Source organism: Pseudomonas sp. AG1028, from assembly GCF_007993955.1.
Lineage (GTDB): Bacteria > Pseudomonadota > Gammaproteobacteria > Pseudomonadales > Pseudomonadaceae > Aquipseudomonas > Aquipseudomonas straminea.
The window spans coordinates 211,198-224,319 of sequence record NZ_VIVP01000010.1 but is presented as its reverse complement, the minus strand read 5'-3'; the positions used below and the strand labels follow the sequence as shown (position 1 = coordinate 224,319).

The following is a 13,122-nucleotide window of genomic DNA, read 5'->3' as shown; positions in this document are numbered from 1 at the left end:
CGTCCCGGATACTTACCCGATCATCCGCTTGAAAAACCTTGTAAAACCCTGGTTGAGCAAAGGAGACGCCATGAATTCGCTGGAGAAGCTGGTACAGATCATCGGCCGTCATACGCCGGGTAACGGCATTCAACCGACGCCGATTCCCGGTGTCAGCCTGGTGCGTTCCGCCACGCCGACCGTGCCGATGCCGGTGGTCTACGAGCCGACCCTTTGCCTGATCGTCCAGGGCCGAAAACGGGTGACAGCCGGTACCACGACCTATGTCTACGATGCGGCCAACTACCTGATCGCCTCCGTGGACGTTCCGGTGATGGGCTCGGTGATCGAGGCGAGCGAGGAGCGGCCCTACCTGTGTCTGGTGGTCGACCTGGACATGAGCGTGCTGAGTGATCTGGCCCTGCGCTATCCAGCCGACGACAAGGACGGCGCGCCTGCAGCCGGCATCCAGCTTGGTGAAACCACAGCGGAGCTGCTCGATGCCGCCGCCCGACTCGCCAGCCTGCTGGACGCGCCCGGCGATATTGCCGAGCTGGCGCCGCTGACCGTGCGCGAGATTCTTTACCGCCTGCTGATCGGCAAGAGCGGCACCATGGTGCGGCAGATGGTCAAGGCCGACAGTCGCCTGAACCAGATCGCCAAGGCCATCGTCTGGCTGCGCAGCCATTACGCCGAGGCCTGTCGGATCGACGACATGGCCGATATCGCCGGCATGAGCCGCTCGACCTTCCATGCCCACTTCAAGGCCGTCACCGCGATGAGCCCGCTGGAATTTCGTACCCACTTGCGCCTGCAGGAGGCCCGCCGCCTGATGGTCGCCGAAGCACTGGATGCAGCCGGCGCCGGCTACCGCGTAGGCTACGAAAGCCCCTCGCAGTTCAGCCGTGATTACGTGCGCCTGTTCGGCCTGCCGCCGGCCAGGGATGCCAGCCGCCTGCGCGACAGCGCCTGGGCGCCAGGCGGTAAACCAGACGCCATTCGGGAAAGCGCCTGAAACAACTTTTTACCCGCCTGTTGGGAACTTTTAAGCGAATTTGCCGGGCGTTCGCCTCGTTATAATTTGCAACGAGTCTCCCCTTGAGAAGCCCACGGCGCCTGCTAGATTGGCGCTGCGACGCCGGGCCCCTCTGACAGCTACCCAGCTGCCATGTCGGAGTTGCAGTTTGTACAACTCTGACTTAGGAGGGGCTTATGAGCACCCTAGTACCGTTCCTCACCGCCGAGTTTCTCGGCACTGCCACCTGGTTGTGGCTCATCTTCATCACCATCGTCATCAGCCTGCTGGTCTTCGACCTCGGGGTGCTTCACCGTGAGCACCGCGAAATCGGCGTCAAGGAAAGCCTGCTGCTGTCCGGCGGCTACATCACTGCAGGTCTGCTGTTCGGCCTGTGGGTCTGGCACATGAAGGGCGCCGCCTCCGGTATGGATTTCTACACCGGCTTTCTGATCGAGAAGTCGCTGTCCATGGACAACGTGTTCCTGATGGCGATGATCTTCAGCTTCCTGGCCATCCCGCGTAAGTACCAGCACGAGGTGCTGTTCTGGGGTATCCTCGGGGTGATCGTGCTGCGTGCCCTGATGATCGGCCTGGGCGCCGCGCTTATCGCTCAGTTCAGCTGGATCCTTTACGTGTTCGGCGCCTTCCTGCTGCTCACCGGCGTGAAGATGCTGTTCAGCAAGGTCGACGATCACCCGGACCTGTCCGAGAACGTGCTGGTGAAATTCCTGCGCAAGCACATGCGCGTCACCGACCGTTTGCATGAGGGCCGCTTCTTCGTCCGTCAGCCCGATGCCAACGGCAACATGGTGCGCTGGGCCACGCCGCTGTTCCTGGCCCTGGTGCTGATCGAGTGCGCCGACCTGGTATTCGCCATCGACAGCGTGCCGGCGATCTTCGCCATCACCCAGGACCCGTTCATCGTCTACACCTCGAACATCTTCGCGATCCTCGGCCTGCGTGCGCTGTACTTCGCCCTGGCCGCGATGATCCATCGCTTCGCCTACCTCAAGTACGCCCTGGCTCTGGTGCTGGTGTTCATCGGCGGCAAGATCTTCCTGGTCGGCATCATCGGCAAGACCCCGCCGGTGATTTCCCTGAGCGTGACCCTGGGCCTGTTGATCGGTGGCGTGCTGCTGTCGCTGTGGAAGACCCGCAACGACCCGCCAGCTCTCGACGCTGAAAAGACCCCTCATTGACGTCAGACGCCCCGGCGGCGCCGGGGCTTTTCACTGGAGATATGCCATGAACCCATCACCTCTTTCCGCACTGGTGCTGACCGCCGTGATCGGCCTGACCCTGGCCGGCTGCGAAATGGCCGAAGAGTCGGCGCAGAAACTCACCGAGAAAGCCGAGCAGGCCGTGCAGGAAATCGCCCGCGAAGCGGTCAGCGATACGGTCAACGCCTTCAACGAGCAGATTGACGAGGTGCAGAAATCCACCAACGAAATGCTTGGCAAACCGGAGAAGGAGGGCGCCAAGGAGGAGGGCGAACAGCAGGAGAAGCCGGAGCAGGAAAAGCCGCGCAACTTTCCCAATGACAGCGTGGAAACCTGATCGGCGATTGTTGTAATGGGGAAGGGATGCCCCCGCAATCTGTAGTCCACTTCAGCCTGCGCTAAGCTCAGCGCATGTCATCCAACTCTCTTATCGTTCGCCCAGCAACCTCCGCCGATGCGTCAGCCATCGCCAGCGTTCAGGTGCTCAGTTGGCAGCAGGCCTATGCCGGCCTGATCCCGGATCAATACCTTGGTGCTCTGCAACGCTCGATCTCGCGACGAGAGGCTTTCTGGTGCGAGTCCATCGCCGCGGGACGAACGCATTTGAGCCTCGTCTGTGTGAATCAACAAGTAATCGGTTTCATTGCCATCGGCCCCTGTCGTGACGAGGGCGTTAGTGCGGGCGAAATGGGGGAAGTTACTGCCCTCTACCTGTTGCCAGGGTATTGGCGAACCGGTGCCGGTCGTGCCCTGTGGGCGGCAGGTCTGCGCCGGCTCGTCGAGCAAGGCTATCGCCAGGCCATGCTCTGGGTACTGAGCGAAAATGTCCGGGCCCGGCGCTTTTACGATCAGGCCGGCTGGTTGCCCGAGCCTGACAGCGAGCGAAGTTTGTTGATCGGCGGGGCGAGCCTGCGGGAAATTCGCTATCGCTCGCCGATGCTCAGCTCAATGCCTGGCCGATGATCTCGTCCAATTCTCTGTAAACCCTCATCCCTTTATCTTGCGCCAACGCCACCAGCCTGTCTGCCTGACCGGACGGCCCCGCCAAACGCAGCACTGCATCACAGCGGCTGAGCAACAGTTGTCCGTAGCGCTCGGTATCCACCGGTGAATTGCCCTGCGTCGGCCAGGTTGCCGTGACTGGCAGGTGCCCGGCCTGCAGCAACCTGGCCGCGCAGCACTGCACTTCGTCATCGGCGCCAGCGATCAGGATCATCTGCGGCGCGGCGGGCATCAGCGTTTTCAGGTACTGCAGCAGGATGATGGTCTTGCCGTCCATGATGCGGCCGTCGTCGACCATCGCCAGGGCCTCGGCGAAGGGCAGTTCCAGCACCTCGATGTCTTCGCCTTCCTCGGCCAGCCCGCCACCGTCGGTGACGCGGTCCTCGGGCTGGTATTCGCCAACGAAGAAGTGCACGCGCTCGGTCACCGAGCCCGGGCTCATGAAGGCCTCGAAGATCTTGCGTACCGACCTGACCCGGTAGCCGGTTTCTTCCTCGGCCTCCAGGCGGATGCGTTCCTCGGGGCTGGCATTGTCCAGCAGCCCGGCGGCCGCTTCGATCAGGTAGCCATGGTGTTCGTTGACGAACGCCGGAATGCGAAATTGCCGGGTGAGGATCACGGTGCGCCGGGCCCGGTTGTACAGGCCGATGGTGGCACCATTGCCGCGGTCGTACACCTCGCGGGTTTGCGGCTGCCAGCTACCGTCACGGCGCTGCAGCTCGAAGTCGATCTTCTTGAGTACGTACCAATTGTCCGAAAGCAGGTGCTGCTTGAGGATGCGAACGTTGGGGCTGCTCACCGGCGGTGTCCTCGCGGGCCATCAGAGCGCTGCAGTGTTTCACAATCAAATGACCACCCCAAGTGCCGCGCCAGCTGCCACAATCGGTCAGACGTGATCGGGGCTTGCAGGCAGGGCGCACAATGGCGGAAAGACGCAGTTTCAGCGAGACGCTGCAGGGGCAGAACCTGCGCTTCGTGGCCGCGAAGAAGGATGCCTCGCGGCAGACTCGCGTGGGCTTTCTGCTGCAGGAGCACTTTTCCCTGCCGGCCTTCACCCAGGCGCTGGACGTGCTGGTCACCGCCAACCTGATCGACCGCGGGCTGTTCGTCACGCGCACCTTCAGCCTCGACGGCCATGCGGTGACCAGTGATCTGGGCATCGTCATCTGCCCGGACGCCGAGCTGACCGGCCAGGAGCTCGCCGAGCTGGATCTGCTGGTGATCTGCGCCGGCCTGCGCACGCCGCTGCGGCCGATTCCCTCGCTCAGGCAACTGTTGCGCACTGCTGCCGACAAGCAGGTGGCGCTGGCCGGTTTGTGGAGCGGCGCCTGGTTCATAGGCCAGGCCGGGTTGCTCGATGGCTACCGCTGCGCGATCCACCCCGAGCACCGTGCCGCCCTGGCGGAGATCGCCCGGCACAGCCAGGTGACCGCGGAGAGTTTCGTGGTCGACCGCGACCGGCTGACCGCGGCCAGCCCGACCGGGGCGTTCCACATGATTCTGGAGTGGATCGGCGCGCTGCATGGCAACGATCTGGTCGAGGGTATCGTCGGCATCCTGGCGTTCGAGGAATCGCGTTACAAGCGGGTCAAACCGACCCTGCACGCGAAGATGAGCGAGCCGCTGCGCACGGTCATCAACCTGATGAGCGCCAATATCGAGGAGCCGCTGAGCACCGATCAGCTGGCTACCTACTCGGGGCGCTCGCGGCGGCAGATCGAACGGCTCTTCCAGCAACAGCTCGGCACCACGCCGGCGCGTTATTACCTGGAGCTGCGCATCACCGAAGGGCGCCGCCTGCTGCAGCACTCGGACCTGCCGGTGCTGGACGTCAGCGTGGCCTGCGGCTTCGTATCGCCGAGCCATTTCAGCAAGTGCTACACGGCCTATTTCGGCAACTCACCGTCCAGGGAAATCCGCCACGGCAACGTGAAGTCTCGTTAGGGCGCTGCTTCAGCTGCCCTGAAACAGCAGCGAAAGAGTCGTGCGTAACCAGCGGTTGCCCGGGTCCTGGTGGTAGCGGGCGTGCCAGTGCTGCTTGACCAAGAAGTTTTCGATCGGGAATGGGCAGGCGTGCACCTTCAGGCCATGGGGACGGGCCAGGGTTTCGCCGATATGGCGGGGCAGGGTGGCGATCAGGTCGGTGCTGCTCACCACTGCGCCGAGGCCGAGAAAACCGGGTAGCTCCAAGACGATCTGCCGCTCGATTCCGTTGCGCGCCAGAGCTGCTTCCAACAGTTTCTGGCCGGTGCCGGCGCTGACGAACACATGGCTTTCACCCACGTATTCATCGAGCTGCATTACATCGCCAATGCGCGGGTGATTGGGGCTGACCAGGCACACCCAGTCCTGGGGGAACAGCACCTGCTGGTAGATACCTCCGCCCAGCCAGGGCACGAAGCCGACTGCCAGGTCGGCCTCGCCGGTTTCCAGGGCGCGTTCGGTGTTGCCGTCGATACGTGCGACTTCCAGGCGGATGCCCGGCGCGTCCCGGCGCAGCAGTTCGAGAATCTTCGGCAGCAGGGTGATATGGCTGGCGTCGCTCATGCACAGGCGAAAGCGCCGCTTGGCGCTGGCCGGGTCGAAGCCGATTTCCCAGGCGGTCAGCCGGCGTAGCGACTCCAGTACCTCGCGGCACGGGGTGATCAGCGCTTCGGCCTGGGGCGTGGGCGCCATGCCGGTGGGCGTGCGCACGAACAACGGGTCGCCCAGTTGCTCGCGCAGCTTGCCCAGCCACAGGCTGATGGTCGGTTGGCTCTGGCCCAGCTGCTCGGCGGTGCGGGTCACGCTGCGGGTGTCGTACAACACGTCGAACAGGTGCAGCAGCTTGGGTTCGGGCAGGGCGTCTGTCTGGATCATTATTTAATTTTCTGATAGCGCTATTGATTCCATTGTATAGCTCAACAATGGGGGCGTGTTTAAGGTGAGGAAAAAAGCAGGAGCGCCTCATCTTGAAAATCTGCATCCTCGGGTCCGGTGCGCTGGGCAGCACCTTTGGCGCCGCGCTCAGCGAGGCCGGCCATGAAACCTGGCTGCTCAACCGCGCAGGCGCACATATCGACGCCATCCGGCATAACGGCCTGGCGGTGATCGAAGACGACGTCGAGCGCAGCGTGCGCATCAATGCCACTTCGCGTGCAGAAGAGGTCGGTGCTGTCGACCTGCTCATCGTGCTGGTCAAGTCGTTCGCCACCGCCCGCGCCATCGCCGATGCCGGCGCGCTGGTCGGCCCGCAGACCGTGGTGATGTCGCTGCAAAATGGTCTGGGCCACGAGGATCTACTCGCCGAAGCGGTCGGCCGCGACAAGGTGATCGCCGGCAAGACCTACGTGGGCGGCGTGCTGCTGGCGCCCGGGCGTATCCGCTGCGGTGTGGACGGCAAGCAGACCTACATCGGCGAGCTCGATGGCCAGGTCAGCGCGCGCGTGAGCCATATCGCCGAGGTGTTCCGTGGCGCCGGCCTGGATACCACGGTCAGCGAAAATATCCTCGGCACCATGTGGGACAAGCTGCTGGTTAACGTCTCCACCGGCGCGCTGACCGGCATCACCAGGCTCACTTACGGCCAGCTCTACAGCGAGCCGCTGCTGCGCGAAACTGCCCTTGCCGCGGTGGCCGAAGCCATCGCCGTGGCACAGGCGGCGGGTGTCACCCTCAGCCTCACCGAGCCGGAGCAGGCCTGGAACCTGGCCAGCGCCGGGCTGCCGGCCTCGTTCAAGACCTCCATGCTGCAGAGTCTGGAAAAGGGCTCGATCACCGAAATCGATTTCATCAACGGCGCCGTGGTGCGGCTCGGCCAGCGCCATGGCATCGCCACGCCCGTCAACGCCACGTTGGTGGCCTGCATCAAGGGCATCGAACGGGCAATGGCCGATCAACAACAAGAGGAAACCAAGCGATGAGTATTCCCAAAGCCTATCTGGAGCACGTGGCCTTCTGGGTCAGTGATATCCACTGGTACATCAAGTTCTTCCACGACGTGTTCGGCATGACCATGCGTGAGGTGCACGGCACGCTCGAAGCGCCGACCCAGTACTGGACCCTCGGCGGCATGCAGTTCATCAGCCAGCCCGGCTTCGCCGGCCCTGAAGGGCGCATGGGCCACCTGGGCATGATGTGCGAAGACATGGAAGCGGCGCTGGCCGCTGCCCTGCGGTTCGAAGGCGTGACCGCGATGCCGCAAGGACGTAACTGGCTGCGCCTGCCCGATGGCCTGGCCGTGGAGTTCATTCAGGCCTCGCCAGCTAGCGCGGTGGCCGAAGCCCTGGCAGTGAATGCCCGTGTGGAGGTGTCGGCATGAGCATTGTCGAGAAGTACTGGGACGATGCCCAGGAGGGCGACGAAGCCATCACCCCCAGCTACACCGTGACCAAGGAACGCATCCTGGCCTACGCCGACCTGACCGGCGATCACACGCCGGTGCACGTCGATGAGCAATACGCCAAGGCCAGCCATTTCGGCGGCCTGGTCGCCCACGGGTTGATGGGCCTGTCCATCGCCGATGGCCTGAAGACCCAGTGCCATTACCGCTTCCTGCCCGGCATGTCGCTGGGCTGGACCTGGGATTTCCTGCTGCCCATCCGCGTCGGTGACGTGCTGCACGTGAAGATGCGCGTCGGCTCCATGCGCGCCAGCAAGAGCAAACCGGGCTGGGGCATCGTGGTGCTGCCCTCGGAGTTGATCAACCAGAAAGGCGAGGTGGTGCAGCGCGGTGAACACCGCCTGATGGTGCCGCGCCGGGAGTCCAGCGTATGAGCCAGCCACTGCCACTCAAAGGCATCCGCGTCATCGATTACAGCCATTTTCTCGCCGGCCCTTATGTGGGCCGTTGCCTGGCGGCCCTGGGCGCCGAGGTGATCAAGGTCGAGCGGCCGGGCAGCGGCGACGCTGGCCGGCAGCATTCCTTCATCCTCGACGACCAGCAGAGCGGCTACTTCCTGCAGCTCAACATGGGCAAGCAGGGCGTCAGCGTGAACATGAAGGACCCGCGCGGCAAAGCCTTCATGCAGAAGCTCTGCGACAGCGCCGACGTGTTCATCGAGAACTATCGCCCTGGCGCGCTGGACAAGCTCGGCCTGGGTTACAAGGAGCTCGCCGAGCGCAACCCGAAGCTGGTGTATTGCTCGATTTCCGCCTACGGCCACACCGGCCCGGATGCGCATCGGGCGGGTTTCGGGCTGATCGCCGAGGCCAAGAGCGGCATCATGCAGATGGTCGGCACGCCCGGTGAAGCGCCGCCGCTGCTGCGCATTTCCCTGGGCGACATGTACACCGGCATCCACGCGGTGGCGGCCATCAACGCCGCCCTGCTGGGCCGGGTGAACAGCGGCAAGGGCCAGCATATCGACATGGCGCTGTACGACACCCTGGTGTCGATGCACGAGTACGCAGTGCAGTGCTACACCCTGTCCGGCGGGGAGATCCTGCCGCAGCAGACCGGCCATGACATGCCGACCTCGACGCTCTACGGCGTATTCCGCGCCGCCGACGGCGACCTGGTGATCGCTGCCCAGGTCGACGACTCCTGGAAGCGCTTCGCCGCCCTGGTCGAGGCCGACGCTGGCGTTGCCGGGTTCAGCAGCGACACGCGCTTCCACACGCTCAACGGGCGCAACGAACACCGAGAGGAAATCCTCGCCGTCGTGCGTCGCTGGGTCGGTGCCAACCCGGTGGCCCGCCTGCTATCGCTGCTCGACGAGGTGGACGTGCCGAGCGCCAAGGTGCAGCGCATCGATGAAGTGGTCAACGACCCGCAGATCCAGGCGCGCGGCATGCTCATCGAGCAGCAGCATCCACGCTATGGCACCCTGAAGTTGCCGAACCTGCCGTTCCGCTTTTCCGACTGCGACACCACGGTCACCCGCGTCGCGCCGGACCTGGGTGAACACAACGCACAGGTCGCCGCTCAGCTGGGCTTCAGCCTCGAGGAAATCACTCAGCTGCAGGCCGACGGTGTGTTGTACAGCCATGGAGACAAAGCATGACAGACCAATACGCTGTGATCGGTAACCCCATCGGTCACACCAAGTCGCCGCTGATTCACGGGCTGTTCGCCGAGAGTTGCGGGCAGCAGATCGCGTACACCGCCATCGAAGGTTCGACCAGCGATTTCGCCGGTGACGTGGCGCGTTTCAAGGCCAAGGGCGGGCTCGGCATGAACATCACCGCGCCCTTCAAGCTGCAGGCCTTCGAGCTGGCCACCCAGCCCAGCGAGCGGGCGCGCCTGGCGCGTGCCGCCAACGCCTTCAAGTTCGAGGGCGATGCGGTGCTGGCCGAGAACTTCGATGGCGTTGGCCTGCTGCGCGATATCGAGCACAACCTCGGCCAGCCGCTGGCTGGGCGCCGGGTGCTGCTGCTCGGCGCCGGTGGTGCAGTGCGCGGCGCCTTGCTGCCGTTTCTGGGCGCCGGCCCGGCGCGCCTGGTGCTGGCCAACCGCGACATGGCCAAGGCGCGGGTGTTGGAAAGCGAAGTGAATGATCCGCGCCTGCTGCTCAGCACCTATGAAGAGCTGGCCGGGCAGTCGTTCGACCTGGTCATCAACGCCACTTCGGCCAGCCTCATCGGCGAGTTGCCGCCGGTGCCGGAATCGGTGTTCGCCAACGCGGCGCTGGCCTATGAGCTGGCCTACGGCAAGGGGCTGACGCCGTTTTTGCAGGTGGCCAAAAAGGCCGGCGTAAGCACCCTGGCGGACGGTGTCGGCATGCTCGTCGAGCAGGCGGCCGAAGCCTTCGAGTGGTGGCGAGGCGTGCGCCCGAAAACCGGGCCGGTGATCCAACGGCTTACCGTGCCACTGGTGTAAGAACCTGTTCAAAGTCTGCTGCGCGTCGGCACTGCGGCGTTAAAACAGGCTGGATTGCCAGCCCAGTCGGACTGCTCATTTACAGCTCGTAAAGTCGAGCGCGATTCCGACCGGTCCTCGCCTGTTTTTGCGGGGCCGCCTAGGCCTTGCATTTCTCTAGCTCGCGAGCCTTTGAACAGGCTCTAAGGGAACTGATGATGAAAGTACTTATGCTGCACGGCATCAACCACAACATGTTCGGCAAGCGTGACCCGGTGCAGTACGGCACCATCACCCTGGCCGAAATCGATGCGCGCCTGGGCGAGCTGGCCGCAACCCTCGCCGTGGAAATCGAGAGCTTCCAGAGCAACTACGAAGGCGCCATGTGCGAGCGCATCCACCAGGCCTTCCTGGAAGGTACGGACGCCGTGCTGATCAACGCCGGGGCCTGGACTCACTACAGCTACGGCATCCGCGACGCGCTGGCGATCCTTACCGTGCCGGTGGTGGAAATCCACATGTCCAACATCCACGCCCGCGAAGCCTTCCGCCACCACTCGGTGTTCGCCGACGTGGTGCGCGGGCAGATCAGCGGCTTTGGCGTGGACAGCTACCTTTTGGGCTTGCGCACCGCAGTGACGGCAGTACGCGGCGAATGAACTGGCCGCTCAGAACCTGTTCACGATCTTTTTAGGCGACATTAAATAGGCTGCTACAAGGCAGAAGCGGACATCGGGCGACCTCGTAGGAGGGGCTTTAGCCCCGAGCTTTTATCAAGGCAAACAAGAGCTCGGAGCTGAAGCCCCTCCTACAAAAGCCGCACATTTACCGACCGCTCCTGCCACTTAGCTGCTAAAGTCGTGAACGACTATGAACAGGTTCTCAGGGACGAGCGGCCCAGTTTCATTGCGCTGACGGGATCTGCTGGCCCCAGCGCGCCAACGCAAAGTCGACGAAGCTGCGCAGCTTGGGCAACTGATAGCGATCGGGCGAGTAGATCAGGTGCATCGGTCTGCTGGGCAACTGGTAGTCGGGTAGTAAGGCGACCAGTCGGCCCTCACGTAGGTCCTGTTCGGCATAGGCGTCGGGCAGCATGACGATGCCGCCGCCTACCGTGGCGCTTTTGTACAGCGCAGCGGAACTGTTCATCACCATGGTGCCGCTTATCTCCACGGTGGTTTCACCGTCCCGCCCCATCAGCCGCCAGTGTTTGTCCACGCCACTCCAGTCATCGCTGGCGGGGTAGGCGAAGGTCAGGCAATTGTGCGTCTGCAGGTCTTGCGGCTGGCGGGGGACGCCACGGCGCGCCAGGTAATCCGGCGAGGCGCATAGGGTCATGGTGTAGTCCTGCAGGGGCCTTGCGATCAGGCGGGCGTTGTCCTGCATGTTGCCCATGCGGATCGCGGCGTCGAAGCCGCTGTCGAGCAGGTCCACCCGTAGGTTGCTGAGCACCAGGTCCAGCTTGACCTTGGGAAACTGCTGCGAGAACTCGCACAACGCGGGGGCCAGCACTTCCGAGCCGAAGGTCAGCGGCGCGGTGATGCGCAAGGTACCTGCGGGCTCGGCCTGGGCCTGTTCGGCCAGGCGTTCGGAGGCGGCCACCAGCCCCAGCACTTCCAGGCAGCGCTGGTAATAGGCCATACCGAACTCCGTCAGGCGCTGACGGCGGGTAGTGCGCTTGAGCAGGCTCATGCCCAGGCGTTGCTCCAGAGCCCGCAGGTGGTTGCCGACCATGGTGGTGGAGATTGAGCACGCCTGGGCGGCGGCGGTCATGCTGCCGGTTTCCACGACCTTCACGTACACCGACATTGCCTGGAACAAGTCCATTATCAAGCCCTGGTTGAGGATTATTGAAGTTTTGCGAGGTTTATCCAGCTCAGGTGGCTAACGATACTGCAAACACCACCTGATGACTTCTGGAGCTTTACGTCATGACCACCGACTGCCTGATGTCCACCTACAAGCCCCTGGCCCTGAGCTTTGTCCGTGGCCTTGGCGCGCGACTCTGGGATCAGGCCGGTCGCGAGTATCTGGATGCCGTGGCAGGCGTTGCCGTAACCAACGTCGGCCACTCCCATCCCCTGCTGGTCGCCGCCATCAGTGAGCAGGCTGGGCTGCTGCTGCATACCTCCAACCTGTACAGCATCGATTGGCAGCAACGCCTGGCCCACAAGCTCACCCGCTTGTGCGGCCTTGACCGGGCGTTTTTCAACAATTCCGGGGCGGAAGCCAACGAGACGGCCCTCAAGCTGGCGCGCTTGCATGGCTGGCGCAAAGGTATCGAGCAGCCACTGGTGGTGGTGATGGAAAACGCCTTTCACGGGCGCACGCTGGGGACTTTGGCTGCCAGCGATGGCCCAGCCGTGCGGTTGGCGTATGGCGCCTTGCCGGGAGATTTCGTCAAGGCGCCATTCGGCGACCTGCCTGCCTTCGAGCGCATCTGTGCACAGCATGGCCAGCGCATCGCTGCCGTGCTGGTCGAGCCGGTGCAGGGCGAGGGCGGTGTACAGGTGGCACCAAAGGGCTATCTGCAAGCGCTGCGCGAGCACTGCACGCGGCGCAACTGGTTGCTGATGCTCGATGAAATCCAGACCGGCATGGGGCGTACCGGGCAATGGTTCGCCTTTCAGCATGAAGGCATCGTGCCCGACGTCATGACCCTGGCAAAAGGCCTGGGCAACGGCGTGCCCATCGGCGCCTGCCTGGCCAAGGCTGGCGCCGCCGATCTGTTCACGCCCGGCAGCCATGGCAGCACCTTTGGCGGCAACCCGCTGGCCTGCCGCGCAGCCTGTACGGTGGTGGAGATCATCGAGCAGCAAGGCCTGGTGCAAAACGCGCGTGAACAGGGGCTGCACTTGCTCGAACGGCTGCGCGAGGCGCTGAGCGGACACCCGGCGGTGGTGGCCGTGCGCGGCCTGGGCCTGATGATCGGCATCGAGCTACGCAAGCCGATCCCCGACCTGGTTACGCTGGCCGCTCGCGATCACGGCTTGCTGATCAACGTGACACGGGGCCAGACCATCCGGCTTTTGCCACCCCTGATCGTGGGTGCGGCGGACGTTGAGGCGATCGTGCAGGGCATCGCCGATACCCTGAAGGGCGCCGAGGACGTTCGCGAATGAGCG

General features: G+C 63.8%; 15 protein-coding genes. 12 read left to right on the top strand and 3 right to left on the bottom strand.

From position 1 onward, the window contains the following. Positions 1 to 70: 70 nt before the first annotated feature. The 4 genes from FB481_RS18180 to FB481_RS18165 all read left to right on the top strand — a co-directional run bounded on the left by FB481_RS18180 (position 71) and on the right by FB481_RS18165 (position 3,180). The gene (locus FB481_RS18180; RefSeq protein ID WP_147177260.1) at positions 71 to 994 is read left to right on the top strand and encodes an AraC family transcriptional regulator; all 924 of its coding nucleotides are present in this window, start codon (positions 71 to 73) and stop codon (positions 992 to 994) included. A gap of 197 nt (positions 995 to 1,191) precedes the next feature. After that, entirely contained in the window at positions 1,192 to 2,196 is a 1,005-nt protein-coding gene (locus FB481_RS18175) for a TerC family protein (protein ID WP_147177259.1), read from the top strand. Positions 2,197 to 2,242: 46 nt separating this feature from the next. Beyond that, positions 2,243 to 2,554: a hypothetical protein gene (locus FB481_RS18170; RefSeq protein ID WP_147177258.1), complete on the top strand. Its 312-nt coding sequence runs from the start codon at positions 2,243 to 2,245 to the stop codon at positions 2,552 to 2,554. 74 nt (positions 2,555 to 2,628) lie between these two features. Continuing rightward, positions 2,629 to 3,180: a GNAT family N-acetyltransferase gene (locus FB481_RS18165; protein WP_147177257.1), complete on the top strand. Its 552-nt coding sequence runs from the start codon at positions 2,629 to 2,631 to the stop codon at positions 3,178 to 3,180. Here the strand turns inward: FB481_RS18165 and FB481_RS18160 are convergent. Next, positions 3,158 to 4,018, bottom strand: a complete 861-nt coding sequence (locus FB481_RS18160; RefSeq protein ID WP_147177256.1) for an NUDIX domain-containing protein — start codon at positions 4,016 to 4,018, stop codon at positions 3,158 to 3,160. The genes FB481_RS18165 and FB481_RS18160 overlap by 23 nt on opposite strands. 122 nt (positions 4,019 to 4,140) lie before the next feature. Here FB481_RS18160 and FB481_RS18155 point away from each other — a divergent pair, with 122 nt between their 5' ends. Then, positions 4,141 to 5,163 carry a GlxA family transcriptional regulator gene (locus FB481_RS18155; RefSeq protein WP_147177255.1) on the top strand — a complete coding sequence of 341 codons (1,023 nt, stop codon included), beginning with the start codon at positions 4,141 to 4,143 and terminating at the stop codon, positions 5,161 to 5,163. 9 nt (positions 5,164 to 5,172) lie between these two features. Here FB481_RS18155 and FB481_RS18150 read toward each other — a convergent pair whose 3' ends face one another. After that, positions 5,173 to 6,078 carry a LysR family transcriptional regulator gene (locus FB481_RS18150; RefSeq protein WP_147177254.1) on the bottom strand — a complete coding sequence of 302 codons (906 nt, stop codon included), beginning with the start codon at positions 6,076 to 6,078 and terminating at the stop codon, positions 5,173 to 5,175. Positions 6,079 to 6,170: 92 nt separating this feature from the next. On the opposite strand from FB481_RS18150, the gene FB481_RS18145 reads away from it, so the two are divergent. From FB481_RS18145 to aroQ, 6 genes are all read left to right on the top strand, one after another. Then, on the top strand, positions 6,171 to 7,121 hold the full coding sequence (locus tag FB481_RS18145) for a ketopantoate reductase family protein (protein ID WP_147177253.1): 951 nt from the start codon (positions 6,171 to 6,173) through the stop codon (positions 7,119 to 7,121). Then, a complete protein-coding gene (locus tag FB481_RS18140) occupies positions 7,118 to 7,519 on the top strand; it encodes a VOC family protein (protein WP_147177252.1) in 402 nt (133 codons plus the stop codon). The genes FB481_RS18145 and FB481_RS18140 overlap by 4 nt, the downstream gene beginning before the upstream one ends. Continuing rightward, positions 7,516 to 7,974, top strand: coding sequence for a MaoC family dehydratase (locus FB481_RS18135; RefSeq protein WP_147177251.1), 459 nt, complete (start codon positions 7,516 to 7,518; stop codon positions 7,972 to 7,974). The genes FB481_RS18140 and FB481_RS18135 overlap by 4 nt, the downstream gene beginning before the upstream one ends. After that, entirely contained in the window at positions 7,971 to 9,203 is a 1,233-nt protein-coding gene (locus FB481_RS18130) for a CaiB/BaiF CoA-transferase family protein (protein ID WP_147177250.1), read from the top strand. Before FB481_RS18135 ends, FB481_RS18130 begins: the two co-directional genes overlap by 4 nt. Then, on the top strand, positions 9,200 to 10,018 hold the full coding sequence (gene aroE / locus FB481_RS18125; RefSeq protein WP_093505994.1) for a shikimate dehydrogenase: 819 nt from the start codon (positions 9,200 to 9,202) through the stop codon (positions 10,016 to 10,018). Before FB481_RS18130 ends, aroE begins: the two co-directional genes overlap by 4 nt. A 191-nt stretch (positions 10,019 to 10,209) precedes the next feature. After that, positions 10,210 to 10,656 (top strand): type II 3-dehydroquinate dehydratase, encoded by a 447-nt coding sequence (gene aroQ / locus FB481_RS18120; protein ID WP_256662772.1) that lies wholly within the window; start codon positions 10,210 to 10,212, stop codon positions 10,654 to 10,656. Between the two features lie 244 nt (positions 10,657 to 10,900). Here the strand turns inward: aroQ and FB481_RS18115 are convergent, their stop codons facing one another. Beyond that, a complete protein-coding gene (locus FB481_RS18115; protein ID WP_147177248.1) occupies positions 10,901 to 11,824 on the bottom strand; it encodes a LysR family transcriptional regulator in 924 nt (307 codons plus the stop codon). Positions 11,825 to 11,928: 104 nt separating this feature from the next. Here FB481_RS18115 and FB481_RS18110 point away from each other — a divergent pair, with 104 nt between their 5' ends. Continuing rightward, positions 11,929 to 13,119, top strand: a complete 1,191-nt coding sequence (locus FB481_RS18110) for an aspartate aminotransferase family protein (RefSeq protein WP_147177247.1) — start codon at positions 11,929 to 11,931, stop codon at positions 13,117 to 13,119. The last annotated feature ends 3 nt before the right edge of the window (positions 13,120 to 13,122 follow it).

Bases quoted from the DNA above. Each gene is read 5' to 3' on its own strand.
- FB481_RS18180 (WP_147177260.1), top strand. From the start codon at position 71: ATGAATTCGCTGGAGAAGCTGGTACAGATCATCGGCCGTCATACGCCG.
- FB481_RS18175 (WP_147177259.1), top strand. From the start codon at position 1,192: ATGAGCACCCTAGTACCGTTCCTCACCGCCGAGTTTCTCGGCACTGCC.
- FB481_RS18170 (WP_147177258.1), top strand. From the start codon at position 2,243: ATGAACCCATCACCTCTTTCCGCACTGGTGCTGACCGCCGTGATCGGC.
- FB481_RS18165 (WP_147177257.1), top strand. From the start codon at position 2,629: ATGTCATCCAACTCTCTTATCGTTCGCCCAGCAACCTCCGCCGATGCG.
- FB481_RS18155 (WP_147177255.1), top strand. From the start codon at position 4,141: ATGGCGGAAAGACGCAGTTTCAGCGAGACGCTGCAGGGGCAGAACCTG.
- FB481_RS18150 (WP_147177254.1), bottom strand. From the start codon at position 6,078: ATGATCCAGACAGACGCCCTGCCCGAACCCAAGCTGCTGCACCTGTTC.
- FB481_RS18140 (WP_147177252.1), top strand. From the start codon at position 7,118: ATGAGTATTCCCAAAGCCTATCTGGAGCACGTGGCCTTCTGGGTCAGT.
- FB481_RS18135 (WP_147177251.1), top strand. From the start codon at position 7,516: ATGAGCATTGTCGAGAAGTACTGGGACGATGCCCAGGAGGGCGACGAA.
- FB481_RS18130 (WP_147177250.1), top strand. From the start codon at position 7,971: ATGAGCCAGCCACTGCCACTCAAAGGCATCCGCGTCATCGATTACAGC.
- aroE (WP_093505994.1), top strand. From the start codon at position 9,200: ATGACAGACCAATACGCTGTGATCGGTAACCCCATCGGTCACACCAAG.
- FB481_RS18115 (WP_147177248.1), bottom strand. From the start codon at position 11,824: ATGGACTTGTTCCAGGCAATGTCGGTGTACGTGAAGGTCGTGGAAACC.
- FB481_RS18110 (WP_147177247.1), top strand. From the start codon at position 11,929: ATGACCACCGACTGCCTGATGTCCACCTACAAGCCCCTGGCCCTGAGC.